17 protein-coding genes and 2 tRNA genes are annotated in these 15428 nt (G+C 31.8%); 3 read left to right on the forward strand and 16 right to left on the reverse strand.

The window, feature by feature from the left end:
• Positions 1-69: 69 nt before the first annotated feature.
• From MHM83_RS11930 to MHM83_RS11970, 9 genes are all read right to left on the reverse strand, one after another.
• Entirely contained in the window at positions 70-948 is an 879-nt protein-coding gene (locus MHM83_RS11930) for a phosphatidylserine decarboxylase (protein WP_073184692.1), read from the reverse strand.
• Between the two features lie 8 nt (positions 949-956).
• Positions 957-3017, reverse strand: coding sequence for a methylmalonyl-CoA mutase (gene scpA / locus MHM83_RS11935; RefSeq protein WP_239180007.1), 2061 nt, complete (start codon positions 3015-3017; stop codon positions 957-959).
• A complete protein-coding gene (locus MHM83_RS11940; protein ID WP_239180009.1) occupies positions 3010-3657 on the reverse strand; it encodes a hypothetical protein in 648 nt (215 codons plus the stop codon). Before MHM83_RS11940 ends, scpA begins: the two co-directional genes overlap by 8 nt.
• Positions 3650-4996: a methylmalonyl-CoA mutase subunit beta gene (locus MHM83_RS11945; RefSeq protein WP_047790223.1), complete on the reverse strand. Its 1347-nt coding sequence runs from the start codon at positions 4994-4996 to the stop codon at positions 3650-3652. The genes MHM83_RS11940 and MHM83_RS11945 overlap by 8 nt, the downstream gene beginning before the upstream one ends.
• The gene (locus tag MHM83_RS11950; RefSeq protein ID WP_047790222.1) at positions 4996-5313 is read right to left on the reverse strand and encodes an FtsB family cell division protein; all 318 of its coding nucleotides are present in this window, start codon (positions 5311-5313) and stop codon (positions 4996-4998) included. The genes MHM83_RS11945 and MHM83_RS11950 overlap by 1 nt, the downstream gene beginning before the upstream one ends.
• Before the next feature lies 1 nt (position 5314).
• Positions 5315-5920 carry a uridine kinase gene (gene udk / locus MHM83_RS11955; protein ID WP_125069188.1) on the reverse strand — a complete coding sequence of 202 codons (606 nt, stop codon included), beginning with the start codon at positions 5918-5920 and terminating at the stop codon, positions 5315-5317.
• A gap of 98 nt (positions 5921-6018) precedes the next feature.
• Positions 6019-6092 (reverse strand) — tRNA-Thr (locus MHM83_RS11960).
• Positions 6093-6267: 175 nt separating this feature from the next.
• Positions 6268-6342 (reverse strand) — tRNA-Pro (locus MHM83_RS11965).
• A gap of 147 nt (positions 6343-6489) precedes the next feature.
• Positions 6490-6720: a hypothetical protein gene (locus tag MHM83_RS11970; RefSeq protein ID WP_047790221.1), complete on the reverse strand. Its 231-nt coding sequence runs from the start codon at positions 6718-6720 to the stop codon at positions 6490-6492.
• A gap of 367 nt (positions 6721-7087) precedes the next feature.
• Between MHM83_RS11970 and MHM83_RS11975 the strand changes: the two genes are divergently transcribed.
• Positions 7088-7699 carry a DUF1684 domain-containing protein gene (locus MHM83_RS11975; protein WP_047790220.1) on the forward strand — a complete coding sequence of 204 codons (612 nt, stop codon included), beginning with the start codon at positions 7088-7090 and terminating at the stop codon, positions 7697-7699.
• A 26-nt stretch (positions 7700-7725) separates the two neighbouring features.
• Here the strand turns inward: MHM83_RS11975 and MHM83_RS11980 are convergent, their stop codons facing one another.
• The 4 genes from MHM83_RS11980 to MHM83_RS11995 form a co-directional block, all read right to left on the reverse strand.
• Entirely contained in the window at positions 7726-8430 is a 705-nt protein-coding gene (locus tag MHM83_RS11980) for a crotonase/enoyl-CoA hydratase family protein (RefSeq protein ID WP_239180011.1), read from the reverse strand.
• Between the two features lie 54 nt (positions 8431-8484).
• Positions 8485-8877 carry a fluoride efflux transporter CrcB gene (gene crcB, locus MHM83_RS11985; protein ID WP_047790268.1) on the reverse strand — a complete coding sequence of 131 codons (393 nt, stop codon included), beginning with the start codon at positions 8875-8877 and terminating at the stop codon, positions 8485-8487.
• A 148-nt stretch (positions 8878-9025) separates the two neighbouring features.
• Positions 9026-9997, reverse strand: a complete 972-nt coding sequence (locus MHM83_RS11990) for a BT_3928 family protein (protein WP_239180013.1) — start codon at positions 9995-9997, stop codon at positions 9026-9028.
• Between the two features lie 16 nt (positions 9998-10013).
• A complete protein-coding gene (locus MHM83_RS11995; RefSeq protein WP_047790217.1) occupies positions 10014-10559 on the reverse strand; it encodes a DUF1599 domain-containing protein in 546 nt (181 codons plus the stop codon).
• 80 nt (positions 10560-10639) lie between these two features.
• Here MHM83_RS11995 and folP point away from each other — a divergent pair, with 80 nt between their 5' ends.
• Together folP and cdaA are read left to right on the forward strand one after the other, a co-directional pair.
• Positions 10640-11458, forward strand: a complete 819-nt coding sequence (gene folP / locus MHM83_RS12000; RefSeq protein WP_047790216.1) for a dihydropteroate synthase — start codon at positions 10640-10642, stop codon at positions 11456-11458.
• Between the two features lie 80 nt (positions 11459-11538).
• Positions 11539-12321, forward strand: coding sequence for a diadenylate cyclase CdaA (cdaA, locus tag MHM83_RS12005; RefSeq protein WP_047790215.1), 783 nt, complete (start codon positions 11539-11541; stop codon positions 12319-12321).
• Between the two features lie 48 nt (positions 12322-12369).
• On the opposite strand, the gene MHM83_RS12010 is transcribed toward cdaA, so the two are convergent.
• The 3 genes from MHM83_RS12010 to truA all read right to left on the reverse strand — a co-directional run bounded on the left by MHM83_RS12010 (position 12370) and on the right by truA (position 15382).
• A complete protein-coding gene (locus MHM83_RS12010; protein WP_047790214.1) occupies positions 12370-12813 on the reverse strand; it encodes a hypothetical protein in 444 nt (147 codons plus the stop codon).
• Positions 12814-12881: 68 nt separating this feature from the next.
• The gene (locus MHM83_RS12015) at positions 12882-14648 is read right to left on the reverse strand and encodes an ABC transporter ATP-binding protein (RefSeq protein ID WP_047790213.1); all 1767 of its coding nucleotides are present in this window, start codon (positions 14646-14648) and stop codon (positions 12882-12884) included.
• Complete coding sequence (gene truA, locus MHM83_RS12020; protein WP_159615380.1) at positions 14648-15382, reverse strand: tRNA pseudouridine(38-40) synthase TruA; 735 nt, start codon at positions 15380-15382, stop codon at positions 14648-14650. The genes MHM83_RS12015 and truA overlap by 1 nt, the downstream gene beginning before the upstream one ends.
• Between the last annotated feature and the right edge of the window lie 46 nt (positions 15383-15428).

Consider the following 15428-nt stretch of genomic DNA (forward strand, 5'->3'; position numbering starts at 1 on the left):
CGGATTAAAGCTCGCTTTTTTGAAAGAATGAGTGTTATTTTGAGAAAAGAATTGTTAAAATTAGCATAATTAAATACCTATCTTTTCTCCCATTTTAACAAAGGTTTCCATCTTGTTTTTGGTGTTGGTTAAAATATCTTCATCAATAGTTATTTTGGAACTATTAACTAATAACACAATAGTTGAACCGCCAAAAGCAAAATATCCCATTTCATCGCCTTTTTTTACTTCGGAATTAGGTTTGTAGGTTTCAATAATACTTCCAACCATGGTCGCTCCAACGGGAGCAATTATAATATCTCCTTTGTCTTGTGTTGCCAAAGTACAGTACTCTCTTTTGTTTTCGCAGAATACTCTAGTGAAGTTAGCAGCCAAAGCGTGCGGAGAAACTGAGAAGTAACGTCCTTTAATTTTTGTTACTTCGGAAGGAGTTCCGTTGTATGGAAAATGATACCTGTGGTAATCATTTGGAGCGAGTCGTAAAATAATTAAAGAATCGTTTTTATGTTTTGTGGCTAGCTCTTTATTGCCTAGAAATTCCTCTAAGGTAAATTTTCTTCCTTTGATAAAGAAGTTATGAATATCAGAAATGCTTTTAAATGCTAACATTTTTCCGTCACCAGGAGAAACAAAGCCTTCCTCAATAGGGCGTGCACCAGGTTTTAATTTTCGATAGAAAAAGTCATTGAAAGAAATGTAGTCTTCAGATGGTCTTTCGGCTTCACTCATGTCGATTTGAAGTTCTCTAACAAAACTGTTTATTTTGTTAATAGAATTAGGTTTGTTCATGAGTTTACCATACCACGATGACAAAAATTTACGTTTAACTAATGGTAATAAAGCCATTTTTCCAAATGGATTATTATATAGCAATTTTAAATACCCTTCTCCAGGAGGGGTTTCGGTAATTATTTTACCTGTTTTTCTATCAATAAATTTTATTTTCATAACTGTTATTATTCTACACTATCAATTAAAATAGTTAACATATCAATGGCAGCTTGCGCAATTTTAGTTCCAGGGCCAAAAACACCTACAGCACCAGCGTCAAATAAGAATTGGTAATCTTGTGCTGGAATTACACCACCAACAATAACCATAATATCTTCACGGCCATATTTTTTAAGTTCAGCAATAACTTGCGGAACTAACGTTTTATGTCCTGCAGCCAATGATGAAATACCTAAAATATGTACATCATTTTCTATAGCTTGTTTGGTGGCTTCTTGTGGTGTTTGGAATAATGGACCTATATCTACATCAAAACCTAAATCAGCATAACCAGTAGCAACTACTTTAGCACCACGATCGTGACCGTCTTGTCCTAATTTAGCAATCATAATTCGAGGACGTCGTCCTTCTAATTCTGCGAACTTGTCGGCTAACTCAGTAGCTTTTTTAAATAACTCGTCGTCTTTTATTTCTTTACTATACACGCCAGATATGGTTTTATGTACTGCTTTATGACGTCCAAAAATAGTTTCAAGAGCGTCTGAAATTTCACCTAAAGTAGCTCTGTTTCTTGCAGCTTTTACCGCTAAATCTAATAAATTTCCTTCACCTGTTTTAGCAGATTCAGTTAAATCACGTAAAGTTTTATCTACTTCAGCTTGATTTCTTTTCGATTTTAAGTCGTTTAGTCTGTCAATTTGAGATTGACGAACAGCTTCGTTGTCAACTTCTAAAATATGTAGAGGATCTTCTTGTTTTAATTGGTATTTGTTTACGCCAACAATTACATCTTGACCACTATCAATTTTGGCTTGCTTTTTAGCAGCCGCTTCTTCAATACGCATTTTAGGAATCCCCTTTTCAATAGCTTTGGTCATTCCTCCTAATTCTTCAACTTCTTGAATTAGCTCCCATGCTTTATTGGCAATTTCTTCAGTAAGTTTTTCTACATGATAACTACCTGCCCAAGGATCAACTGTTTTTGTAATATGGGTTTCTTGTTGTAAGTATATTTGTGTGTTACGAGCAATGCGTGCTGAAAAATCGGTAGGTAAGGCAATTGCCTCATCTAAAGCGTTGGTATGTAAACTTTGTGTTCCTCCAAAAGCAGCAGCCATAGCTTCAATTGCAGTACGGGCTACATTGTTAAAAGGATCTTGCTCAGTTAAACTCCATCCACTGGTTTGACAGTGGGTTCTTAATGCTAATGATTTTGGATTTTTTGGGTTGAATTGCTTTACTAGTTTAGCCCATAGCATTCTACCAGCGCGCATTTTAGCAATTTCCATAAAATGATTCATTCCAATAGCCCAGAAGAAAGATAAGCGAGGAGCGAAGGTGTCAATGTCCATTCCTGCTTCTAACCCTTTTTTAATGTATTCCAATCCGTCAGCTAAAGTATAAGCCAATTCAATTTCTGCAGTAGCACCAGCTTCTTGCATATGGTACCCTGAAATAGAGATTGAATTAAACCTAGGCATATTTTCAGAAGTATATCTAAAAATATCAGCAATAATTTTCATTGATGGAGTAGGTGGGTAAATGTAAGTATTACGCACCATAAACTCTTTTAAAATATCGTTTTGAATAGTTCCTGATAATAGTTTAGGAGCTACACCTTGTTCTTCAGCTGCTACAATATAAAATGCCAAAATTGGTAAAACGGCTCCATTCATAGTCATGGAAACGGACATTTTATCTAATGGTATTTGGTCGAACAAAACTTTCATGTCTTCCACAGAATCTATAGCAACACCAGCTTTTCCAACATCACCTTGTACACGTTCGTGGTCTGAGTCGTAACCACGGTGTGTAGCTAAATCGAAAGCAACTGATAATCCTTTTTGACCAGCAGCTAAATTTCTACGGTAAAAAGCATTGCTTTCTTCAGCTGTAGAAAAACCTGCATATTGACGAATTGTCCAAGGTCTACGAACATACATGGTAGAGTAAGGTCCACGTAAGTTAGGTGCAATACCAGCAACAAAATCTTCGTGTTTGAAGTTTTTGCTTTGCTGTTCTTGGTTTTTATCTATTTGTATGTTTGATATATCTTTTCTACTCATTTTTGTTCAAGGTGTTTAAAACGGTATAATACAGTTCGAATGCAATAAAGGTTTTCAAAGAAGGATCTTTGTAGTTTTCTTTATTTATGTATGTAAAAGCAAAAGCACTTGACTGAGGAGATGTGTCAGGCATATCTCTTAAGGTTGTTAGCACCTCCTTTAAATCGTTAACTTTTGTTTCTTTAAGTAGTTTACCTGAATATTCATCAAAATAATTCACTCCTAACTTGTTAGTGTATAGAGGTTCTGAGCTACCTCTCTCGTCTTTAATTTCGGTTATCTGAATTTGTTCTTTTTCTTCAGTGTTTTTTATAAATCGTTCAAATTTTTCTGTATCAGTTACCCAGATATATTTTTTTAAAGTTTCATTAGAAATCTTTAAAAGTTCTAGCTCTTCTTTAGAAGTTAAGTCGTTTATGTTAATTTTGTTAGAATTAAAATCATTTACATACTTAAAAAAAGCTTCACTAGAATTTTCTTTGTTGATTGAATAGTAATTGCAAATTTGATTCTCGAATGAGTCAACCATCAATTTAATAAGCTCAGTTTTTGGAATGTTACTCAAGTTTTGAGCATTTAAGGCTAGTGTTTCGGAAAGTAATGTAATGAAAACGGATATGTAAACTAGTTTTCTACTCATTTTCTAAACGTTCTTGTTCTAGCTTTTCAGCTAATCGTTTTTGAATAATAGGTTGAATTAGTGTTTTTTCGTTACGAATTTTCAAGAAAGGCGAAACTTCTAAATCGTTTTTCATCTTGTCATTTTCGTTTTGAATTTTGTTTGTTCCAAGTAAAACTAATTCTCCTGAGTCAAATAATTGTTGTTCTTTATCTGCAGACTCTTTTATTTTTCGTTGGATAACTCCTTCTTTTAATTGTTTTAAGAAACCACCACCTTTTTCTATTAATTTAAAAACTTCTAGTGCTTTTTGGGCAAGTTGTTGAGTAATTGTTTCAATGTAGTATGCACCATCAGCAATCTTTTGAGCTTCTGCTAGCTCACTTTCTTGCTGTAAAATTAGTAGCTGGTTTCTAGAAATACGTTCCCCAAATTCATTTGAGTGGTGGAAAATTTTATCATAGGAACTATTAGCTACAGTGTTGGTTCCTCCTAAAATAGCACTCATACACTCAGAGGTAGTGCGTAGCATGTTTACATTGTAGTCGTATATAGTTTTGTTACGTGAACTTGGTTGTGTAAAAATATGGGCAGTAGCTTTGGTGTTGTATTCGTTTAATAAAGAATCCCATAAAATCCTAAAAGCTCTTAGTTTGGCAATTTCAAAAAAGTAATTACTTCCTACAGAAAAATTAAAGTGAATATTGTTTGCAATTGAGCTTCCAAAATGATTCAAGTATTCGTTTGCGTGTGCAAGTGCATATGCTAATTGTTGAACTATGGTTGCTCCTGCATTTTGATAAATGGAAGCATTAACACAAATAGCATTTTGAGTAGCTTTTGCTATTTCTTCTAATTGTGTATGATCGCTTTTAAGATTAGAATACCAGTTTCCTGAGCTAGCTAAGTTTCCTATAACATCTATATTGAAGTAGCACTTGTCCGAGTTTGTGAAATCAGCTAGTTTTTTTACAAATTGTGATGATAAAAAATTAAAAGTAAAGTAAAGTAAGGTTTTTTGAGTGTCAATTCCTTTTAATAAGGTATTGTAGTCAAACTCTTTTTTTGCGCTGAATTTTATGGCGTTTGCTCCTCTTTTAATTGAGTAGATAGCAAATGTATTTGCTTCTTCTTCATTCTCAATGTTAATAGATTGACAAATAGCAAAACCTTTATTTGGAGTATTAATCTGAATATTGGTTCTGTCTTCTTTAGTGTAAAAAGGTTTTACAGTAATACCTTCTTCAGTTTTCCATAAAAGTGTATCGTTATAATCGGCACCTTTAAGGTCTACTTGTATTTTTTGTTTCCATTCTGCAGGGGTAACACCTTGAAATTCGTCAAATAAATAGTTACTCATTACTTTTTTATGGTATCAAATTCAATAATATAAATATCTTCATCTTCTTTCTTCATTAAGTACTTTTCTCTAGCATAGCGTTCTAGTTGAAGAGAGTCTTGTAGTTGTTGAATGGTTTTTTTGTCTTTCTTGATTTTTTTTTCATGATAATCAATCCAGCTCTTTAGTTCATTAATCTCTTTATTAAACTCTCTATGGGTAAGGTAAGAATTTTCATCAAAAAAAAGCATCCAAACCACAAAAACAGTGAGTATAATCACGTAAATATTAGTGACTATTTTAAAGGAAGGTTTGTTTTTAATTGATTTTAAACTCATGTTATAAACGGTCGTTAATTACAGTTCTTACAATATCTATAGCTACGGTATTATATCTATCGTTAGGTATAATGATATCAGCATAATTTTTTGTAGGTTCAATAAATTGCTGATGCATAGGTTTTAAAGTACTTTGATAGCGGTTTAAAACTTCATCAACATCTCTACCTCGTTCTTTAATGTCTCTTCTTACACGTCTAATTAAGCGTTCGTCAGCATCGGCATGAACAAAAACTTTTATGTCACACAAGTTACGAAGTTCTTTGCTATTAAAAATCAAAATACCTTCAATTATAATAACTTTTCTGGGGTGTGTTTTTATGGTGTCTTTGGTTCTGTTGTGAGCAACGAATGAATATACTGGTTGTTCTATAATGCATCCATTTTTTAGTTCAGTTAAATGTTCAACCATTAAGTCAAAATCGATTGCTCTAGGATGGTCAAAATTAATCTTAGTACGTTCTTCGTAAGTTAGGTTGTCTGTTTGTTTGTAGTAGGAGTCTTGAGAGATAACGCAAACTTCATCTGCAGGAAGTTCGTTAATAATTTGGTTTACTACCGTGGTTTTTCCACTTCCTGTACCTCCAGCAATACCAATAACAAATATATTCTTCATTAAGTTTTTGTAAAAATAGAGTTATGACAAATTTAGCAAAATAAGCGCATAAAAAAAGCGCTAACTTTTTGTTAGCGCTTTTAGTTTTGAGCCGATGGAGGGACTCGAACCCACGACCTGCTGATTACAAATCAGCTGCTCTAGCCAGCTGAGCTACATCGGCGTTTGCCTCAAAAGCGTGGCAAATATATAATGTTTTTTGAAACTGAAAAAACTTTTTTTTATTTTTTTTAAAAGGTGTTTTTTGTAATGATTTTAGAAGTTTTTTAAGTTGTTGAATTTTAGTTTGTTTTGATTATTTAGAGAGGTAGAATTTTTTTGAAAAAAAATAAAAGAAGTCGGGATGAGTGGATTCGAACCACCGATCTCTGGTCCCCCAGACCAGCACTTTAACCGGACTAAGCTACATCCCGATGTTACAAATATATTTAAAAAAGAAAAGTTCTAAGTAATTTTACTTAGAACTTTATCAAGAATAAATATTATAATGAGAGTGGTAGTTGATGAAACTACTATTCCTATTGTGTATACTGTAAACGAGCTTAAACATTATTTATTGTTTAAGCTGTTAAAGGTTTTCCTTTTAAACGTTTTTCAATGCGTTGTTTTACAGCTGTTAACCGTTTCATTAAATCCATTAATGCGCTGTCTTTTGTTTGTTTATATACCTCATTAATCTCTAGTATAAGAGCTTTTGCTTCTCTAGCGGCTAGTATTCTATCACTAGTAGTAATAAACTTGAATTTTCTGTTTTCAAATTCTTCCGCCTTATTGATTAATTCTGAATTCATAAAATTTACCAATTTAATTTAAAATTTCTTTATTAGGTTTTGTCTGATAAAAAAGATATGTGCCTAAAAATAACTGGGGCGACAAATATATGGGAAACTTTCTGTTTCTAAACAAATAAGCTTATCAATTTGGTTTATTAGTTAATAAGTTTTTCTTATAAGACTAAAATATTTTTTTAGCATTACCGTATTATCAGTTATAAGTATTATCTATAAATATAAAAGTAACGATTTTATTTTGCTATTTCAAATTATTAATAGAAAATTAACAGTTTTAGCTGGTTAATTTAGTGAATTTTTAAGGAATGAGAGAGTTTTTAGTTATTATGCAGTACTTTTGCGTTTATATAGACGTTAAAGTAGGAACATGAGAAAGTTATTATTCTTAATTTTTGTTGTTTTAATATTTTCTTGTAACAGTCAAGGAAAAAGAAGTGTTTTAGGAGATTCTAATTTTCAAAAGGAAATGAATGCTAAGTTTAAAGATGCTTCAAGATCTCCGCTTACAAAAAAAGGGTTAAAGAAATTTAAAGGCTTAGATTTTTTCCCTATTGATAAAAAGTACACTGTAAAAGCTAACTTAGAAAAGACGTTTAATACTCCTATTACTAATTTTCCTACAACAACAAACAGGGTGGTAATGTATAGAAAATATGGAGTTTTATCTTTTTCTATTGATGGAGAAGACTTTAAGCTTACTATTTATCAAGATGTAAATCCTACTCCTGAGTATGCAAATCATTTGTTTTTACCTTTTTTAGATAAAACAAATGGAAAAACATCGTATAAAGGTGGTCGTTTTATAGATATTTATACGACCGATATACAGGAAGATGGAACTGTAGAGGTAGATTTTAATAAAGCTTACAATCCTTACTGCGCTTACAGTGATAGGTATTCTTGTCCAATTACGCCAAGTGATAATTACCTAAATACGGAAATTAAAGCAGGGGTAATGGCATATAAAAAACCAAAATAAAAGTGTCCTGCAATTGCAGGACTCTTTTATTTTGAAGGAGGTGTTAAACCTTCTTCACTGTCTTGTTTAATTGCTTTTATTAACGAATCCAAATATGGTCTTCTTACCTTGAGTTTAGTTTCTTTATGAGCTTTCTTGTTTAGTTTAGAAAACATTGAAGCTACTTTGATTGCAGTAGGTAATAGATGTTCTTGAGGAACAATTTTATCTAAAAAACCAGCGGTAATAGCATCTTGTGGATTGTAAATTTCAGAGCAACTAACACTTCTTTCAAAATAAACAGGGGTTAAACGTGCTTTAGCTATTTCAATACCGGCATTGTGCATGGTCATACCGATTAAAACTTCGTTTAATCCAATTTTAAAATCACCTTCAATTCCTAGTCTATAGTCAACAGATAGGAGTAAGAAAGCTCCTTTTGCCACAGCATGACCAGAACAGGCAGCAATTATAGGGTAAGGAAAAGACAACATTCTATGTGAGAAATTAGATCCTTTGGTAACCAATTCTAAAGCTGATTCAGGAGATTGAGTCATGCTTTTTAAGTCGTAACCAGCAGAGAATATTCCTGGTTGTCCTGTTAGTATTACTGGTTTTTCTTCTTTTTCAGCTTTGTCAAAAGAGGTGTTTAAAGCATCAATCACTTCATGAGAAATAGCATTAGCTTTTCCGTTAGTAATAGTGATGATTACATAGTTTTCTTCTGATTTGTATTGTATAAGTTCACTCATTTGTTATATAAATTTACTCACAAAGTGAGATTTGTTTTTAGGGTAAAGTGTAGTTTAAATAGTTTGTGAATTCGTCCAAAAATAATTTACTAAGTAAATTCCTGCGAAAACAGCTAAAAATCCGATGATAAAGCTAGTAACAGTATATAGCGCAAAAGAGGCGAAATCTCCAGATTTTAGAAAGATATGATTTTCATAGGCAAAGGTTGAAAAAGTTGTAAATCCGCCACAGAAACCAGTAGCTAATAATAAAGTGTGGTTTTGTGTTATGGTTTCGTTTTTAGTAGCAAGTCCTAAAATAATTCCAATAAGTAAACTACCAAGAATGTTAGCAACAAAAGTTCCGTACGGAATTCCTGTTTGAGAGCTGTTTAGAGCTTTTCCGATAATATATCGTAAAACGCTTCCTGCTCCACCACCTATAAAAACTAATAATAACTGTTTCACAAAAAATACTTCTGGGTTAATAGCCAAATTTTGCTCTTTTATTGAATGAGATGTTGTAAGAATCTCTACAGGAGCTTTTCATATCATTGCGAAAATAAGAAAACCTCACAAATTTGTGAGGTTTTCTTTATATATATGTTATAGCGGTTTATAGTTCTACATCGTCAGCATCTGTCCAATTCCATTTTCCTGAAATGATTCCCTTTTTTACAGTAACAATACCAGGGTTAGCTCTGATTACGGTTTTTAGAGCAGTTTCATCACAAAAACCAAAGATGTAAGGAAGGCCATATTCTTTTTGGGTAGCAGCTAAATCTTCAATGTAAGAAGCGGTTAATACATAAATTTCATAACCTTGTTCGCTAGCTTGTTTCGCAATCTTAGAAACATCAGCGATACCTTCTTTTTCTGTTTTCTTTAAATTAGACATAATAACAAGCATTGCTTTTTCTTTTGCAAGCATTTCTTCTAACTTATCTCCTTCGTCTGTCTCTATCATGAAATCATGTATAGGAGGAAGTTCGTCGCTATCTTCTGGGTATTCCATTCCTTTGGCAATATCTGTACCTATAGAATAAGCTCTAAAATCAATAATTGGTAAATGTTGTAAAACATAATAAGTTATAATTAATGATAGAAAAACAGAGCTAAAGGTTGTTAAAGAAGCAAATTTATTTGAAACTAAAGGTTTAATGTGTTTAACTCCAATAATAAGAATCACAATAAAAATCATAAAAACAACATTCTTGTAAAATGTTTCTTTAGGTGTAAGTTTTAAAGCGTCACCAAAACATCCACAATCTGTAACTTTGTTGTAGGTATAAGAGTACCAAGTTAAAAATAAGAAAACTAGGTTTAAACCAAATAAGCTCCAAACAGTAAGTTTAGGTTTGTAACCTACTAAAAGCATAATACCTAAAACCAATTCGGTAACAATTAAAAGAATTGAAAAAGGTAAAGCGAAAGGAATTAAGAATTCTAAATTTAATACATCGGCGCCAAAATATTCTTCAAATTTATATTGAGATCCGATTGGATCTATCAATTTTACAAATCCAGAGTAAATAAAAAGAAGTCCTACAAGTACTCTTGAAATATGAGTTAGCATTTTTAAAATCATAGGGGTGTTTTTTAGGTTAATTATCTGATTCAGAAAGGTGAATCATGGCAAAAATAGCATAATTAATCATATCTTGATAATTAGCATCAATTCCTTCAGAAACTAAAGTTTTGCCTTGATTGTTTTCAATTTGTTTTACACGAAGTAGTTTTTGCAGAATTAAATCGGTTAACGAAGAAACTCTCATGTCTCTCCAAGCTTCACCATAATCATGGTTTTTGTTTTCCATTAACTCTTTGGTGATTTTTATGTGTTTATCGTATAAAGTAGTAGCCTCTTCGGTAGTTAAATCAGGTTGCTCAACAATACCTAACTCAATTTGAATTAATGCCATTACCGAATAATTGATAATGCCTATAAATTCTGATTTTTCTCCTTCATCAACTTTTCGCTCAGTATTTTCTTGTAATTGACGTATACGTTGAGCTTTGATAAATATCTGATCGGTTAGTGATGGAAGTCTTAAAATCCTCCAAGCACTACCATAATCGCTCATTTTTTTTATAAATAAACTTTTACATTCTTCAACTACAGCATCATACTGTTTTGAGGTATCTTGCATCTTTCCTGTTTAAAAGTATTCGACCAAAAATAGTAAATATTACAAGCTTTTCATTTATTTTTACTTGGAAATTTAGCATGATGACAATTAATTGTAAAGGAACCTTGGTGGATTTAACTAAGCCTAAGGTTATGGGGATTTTAAATGTTACTCCTGATTCTTTTTTTGATGGAGGAAAGTATAAAAATGAACGAGATATCCTTGTACAGGCAGAAAAGATGTTGAGTGAAGGGGCTACGTTTATTGATGTAGGTGCATATTCTTCAAGACCAGGAGCAAAGCATATTTCGGAAGAAGAGGAACTACAAAGAATGCTTCCTGTGGTGGAGTCGTTGGTTAAAAATTTTCCTGAAATTATTATTTCGGTAGACTCATTTAGAAGTAGAGTAGTGGAAGAGTCGATAAATGCAGGTGCTGGAATTATAAATGATATTTCTGGTGGAAAGATGGATGTGAAAATGTTTGAGACAGTGGCAAAATTACAAGTTCCATATATTATGATGCATATGCAGGGAACACCGCAAAATATGCAACAAAATCCTCAATATGAAAATGTGGTTACAGAAGTGGTTTCTTTTTTTGCAGAACAGCTTTTTAAATTGCGCCAGCTAAAGGTGAATGATGTAATTATAGATGTTGGTTTTGGTTTTGGTAAAACACTTAATCAAAACTATGAGTTGCTTAAAAGGTTATCAATGTTTAAAAGTTTAGATGTTCCTATTTTAACTGGGGTTTCTAGAAAATCTATGTTATATAAATTGTTAGGAATTACATCGCAAGAAGCTCTAAATGCTACTACTGTAGCAAATACAATTGCTTTGCTAAACGGAACACACATTTTAAGGGTGCACGATGTAAAAGAAGCAGTTGAGGCGGTTAAAATTGTGGAACAGTTGTAATAAAATCCTTACATTTACTTATTAGGTAAAGACAAAATGCCTAAAAGCTTGTTTTAAAGTTAAAAAACTTCAAAAAATTAATGAATTTAGATTTCATCAACTTTTCGTTTCTTGATGTGTTAGATATTTTTTTGGTAGCTGTGTTGCTTTTCTATATCTATAAGTTGTTAAAAGGAACCGTAGCGATTAACATTGTAATAGGAATTGCATTTATATTTTTAATATGGAAAGTTACTCAAGCCTTGCACATGGAGATGTTAAGTGGTATTTTAGGTTATTTACTTTCTGGTGGTGTTATAGCATTGATTATTGTGTTTCAACAAGAAATTCGTAAGTTTTTATTAATGATAGGAACTACTAATTTTTCTACTAAAAAGGGGTTTTTAAATCAGTTGAAGTTTCTAAAAACTGAAATTCATTCCGAAACAGATGTTGAAACTATTTTAACAGCTTGTGTTAACTTGTCAAAAACTAAAACAGGGGCATTATTAGTCATTGAAAAAACAAACAACCTTGATTTTTTAATTAATACGGGAGATAAAATGAATGCTTTGGTGAATGAAGCAATTATAGAGAGTATTTTTTATAAAAATAGCCCGTTACATGATGGAGCAACAGTTATTCGTGATAATTATATTGTAGCTACTCGAGTAATACTACCTATTTCTAGTAGTACTAAAATACCTTCTAGGTTTGGGTTACGCCATAGAGCAGCTATTGGGGTTAGTGAGAAAACAGATGCCCTTTGTTTATTGGTTTCAGAAGAAACAGGTGAGCTTTCTTATATAAAAGATGGTGAATTTGTGTTGTATAAGTCGCTGGAAGAACTTCGTAAAAAATTAGAAAAAGATGTCATGGCATAAAAAAAGCTCGCAACTTGCGAGCTTTTTTTATGTTCTGTCCAAAAAAGATTATTGAGCAGGAGCCATTTTAGATTGAATAGCAGTCATAACTTGGCTAAACTTAACAGCATCATCTTGACTTAAATTACCAAGAATTTCTTGTGATTTACTAGCTAATTCAACACCTTTTTGAGCTAATTCAGAGTTTTTTACTACATCTCCTTTTGCTTCTATGTATGTTTTAGCATACTCAGTATAAGACTGTAAGTATTCACCTACTTTTGGATCTTCAAATTCAGGAATTTCGATACCTTCAATTGCAGACTCTACAGCTTTAACAGCTTCTTCAGTAGTTTCTTCAACTTCCTTAGCAGCTTCTTTAGTTTCTTCAGTAGCTTTGTCTACTGTTTCAACAGCTTCTTTTTTAACGTCTTTAGCTTCTTCTTTTGTGTTTTTACAAGAGGTTGCTAATAAAGAAGCAACTACAAATGCAGATAAAATTACTTTTTTCATCGTTTTTGATTTTTAATTTTTAGATTGAATAACAAATGTACTATTTTGATTGATGTAAACAAATTTATTTACACTACCGTTTCATTATTAAACTGTTTTTCGTACAAATTCTTATAATAGCCGTCGTGTTTTTTTAATAACTCTATGTGGTTTCCTTTTTCGACTATGGATCCTTTGTCCATAACTATAATCATATCAGCCTTTTTAATAGTTGCTAAACGATGAGCAATTACAATAGAAGTTCTATTTTTTGTAATTTCATCCGTAGCATATTGAATCATTTGTTCTGCATGTGCATCAACTGAAGAAGTAGCTTCGTCTAAAATTAAAATACTAGGTTTACTAACATATGCTCGTAAGAAAGCAATTAATTGGCGTTGACCAGATGATAACATACCACCACGTTCTTTTACATTATAATAGTAATTGTTAGGAAGACTCATAATAAATTCATGAATTCCTATTTGTTTAGCGGCAGTTTGTACTTCTTTGAGAGAAATTTTATCATTTTTAAGAGTGATGTTGTTTAAAATACTATCAGAAAATAAAAAAACATCTTGTAATACCACAGCTATTTTTTGACGTAAAGAAGTTATTTTGTAATCTTGAACAGGAATATTGTCAATAGATATTTCACCACTATCTATTTCGTAAAAACGATTTATAAGATTAATTATAGTTGATTTTCCGGCTCCTGTAGCCCCAACAATGGCAACGGTTTGTCCTTTTTTAACACTAAAATTAATACCTTTTAAAATTTCTTCCCCTTCTATATAACTAAATTTTACATCTTTAAAATTAATAGCTCCTTGTATGTTGTTAGCAATAATTGATCCATTCTTATCTATAGAGCTCTCGGTGTCTATTATGTTAAAAACACGTTCACCAGCAACAATCCCCATTTGTAACTGATTAAATTTGTCAGCTATTTGTCTTAAGGGTCTAAAAAGCATTTGAGCCATTTTTATAAAACCAATAATGGCACCAACACTTGCAGCTTTGTTTTCAACTACTTGTAAACCACCATACCAAACAATTAAACCTATTGCAATTGAAGATAAAATCTCTGCGATAGGGAAAAAAATAGAATAATACCAAACTGTTTTAACATGTGCTTTTTTATGTTTGTTATTAATATCAATAAAGTTTTTATACTCTATCTTTTCTCTATTAAAAAGCTGAACTATTTTCATTCCCGTAACTCTTTCCTGAACAAAGCTGTTTAGGTTTGCTACTTGGTTTCTTACATCTTGAAAAGTAGATTTTATGGCTATTTGAAATAATTTAGTAGCATAAATTAAAACAGGTAAGGTTGCAAGTGCTATTATTGCTAGTTTCCAATTGGTATATAGCATTACGACTATTACCACAATCATTTTCAAAACATCGCTAACGATCATAAAAACACCTTGTGTAAAAAAATTAGCAATAGTTTCTATATCAGAAACAACACGAGTTACTAATTTTCCAACTGAAGAGTTATCAAAATATCCCATTTTAAATTGGAGTATTTTTCTAAAAGTGATAGCTCTTATGTCTCTAATAATATGTTGTCCAACCCAGTTAGCGTAGTAAATAAAACTAAATTGGAAAAAGACTTGAATTAATAAAACCACAATCATGGCTATTGTGAAATACAATAGTCTAGAAAAATCTTTGTTTGTAATAAAGTCATCTATGGCAGCCATTAAAATGACAGGGGTTAGCACAGCAAACCCTGCTAGTAAAATAGTAGATAATGCTGCAATTATAAATCGTATGCGATACTTTTTTGCAAAACTCATTAGTCGTGCAAAAATTTTAATATCGAATGCTTTTCCTGTTGTTTTACTCACTATATATATTCGTATTTTACTTTTGTTAAAAATAAACCTTTTGCAGGAACAGATACGCCTGCTTTACTTCGATTTTTACTTTCTATAATTTTTTTGAAATCATTTACAGTTATTTTTTCTAAACCAACGTCAATTAAAGTTCCAACAATAGCACGAACCATGTTTCTTAAAAAACGATTGGCACTGATATGAAACGTTAACTCATTACCATTTTTAATCCATTTAGCATTGGTTACAGTACAGTTAAATGTATGTACATCTGTCTTTACTTTTGAAAAGCATTCAAAATTTTCATAATCATATAGAGTTGCAGCGGCTTTATTCATTAACTCTATATTTAATTGCTGGTGGTGTAATTGCCAAGTAGTATTTAATAAAAAAGGATTTCTACCTAGCCAAATTTTGTACTCATAGCTTCTACTAAGTGCATCAAAACGAGCATGAGCATCGTTATGTACTAGTTGAGTATTAAAGATAACGATGTCATTAGGTAAAATAGCGTTTAACTTGTAGGTGAAATTACTGTTTAGTGGGGTTTCTACATCAAAATGAGCAAACATTTGAGATGCATGCACGCCAGCATCTGTTCTTCCTGCACCTACGATAATTATTTCTTTTCTTAAAATAGTGCTAATAGCCTTATTGATTTTTTCTTGAACGGACATTGCGTGTGGTTGTATTTGCCATCCATGATAATTTTTTCCGTTGTATGCTAATTCAATGAAATACCTCAAGAAGTGTAAAGATTTTAAACAGCTAAATTATAAAATTATAACTTGA

It is taken from the genome of Tenacibaculum sp. Mcav3-52, from assembly GCF_022347665.1.
GTDB classification, from domain to species: Bacteria; Bacteroidota; Bacteroidia; order Flavobacteriales; family Flavobacteriaceae; genus Polaribacter; species Polaribacter mesophilus.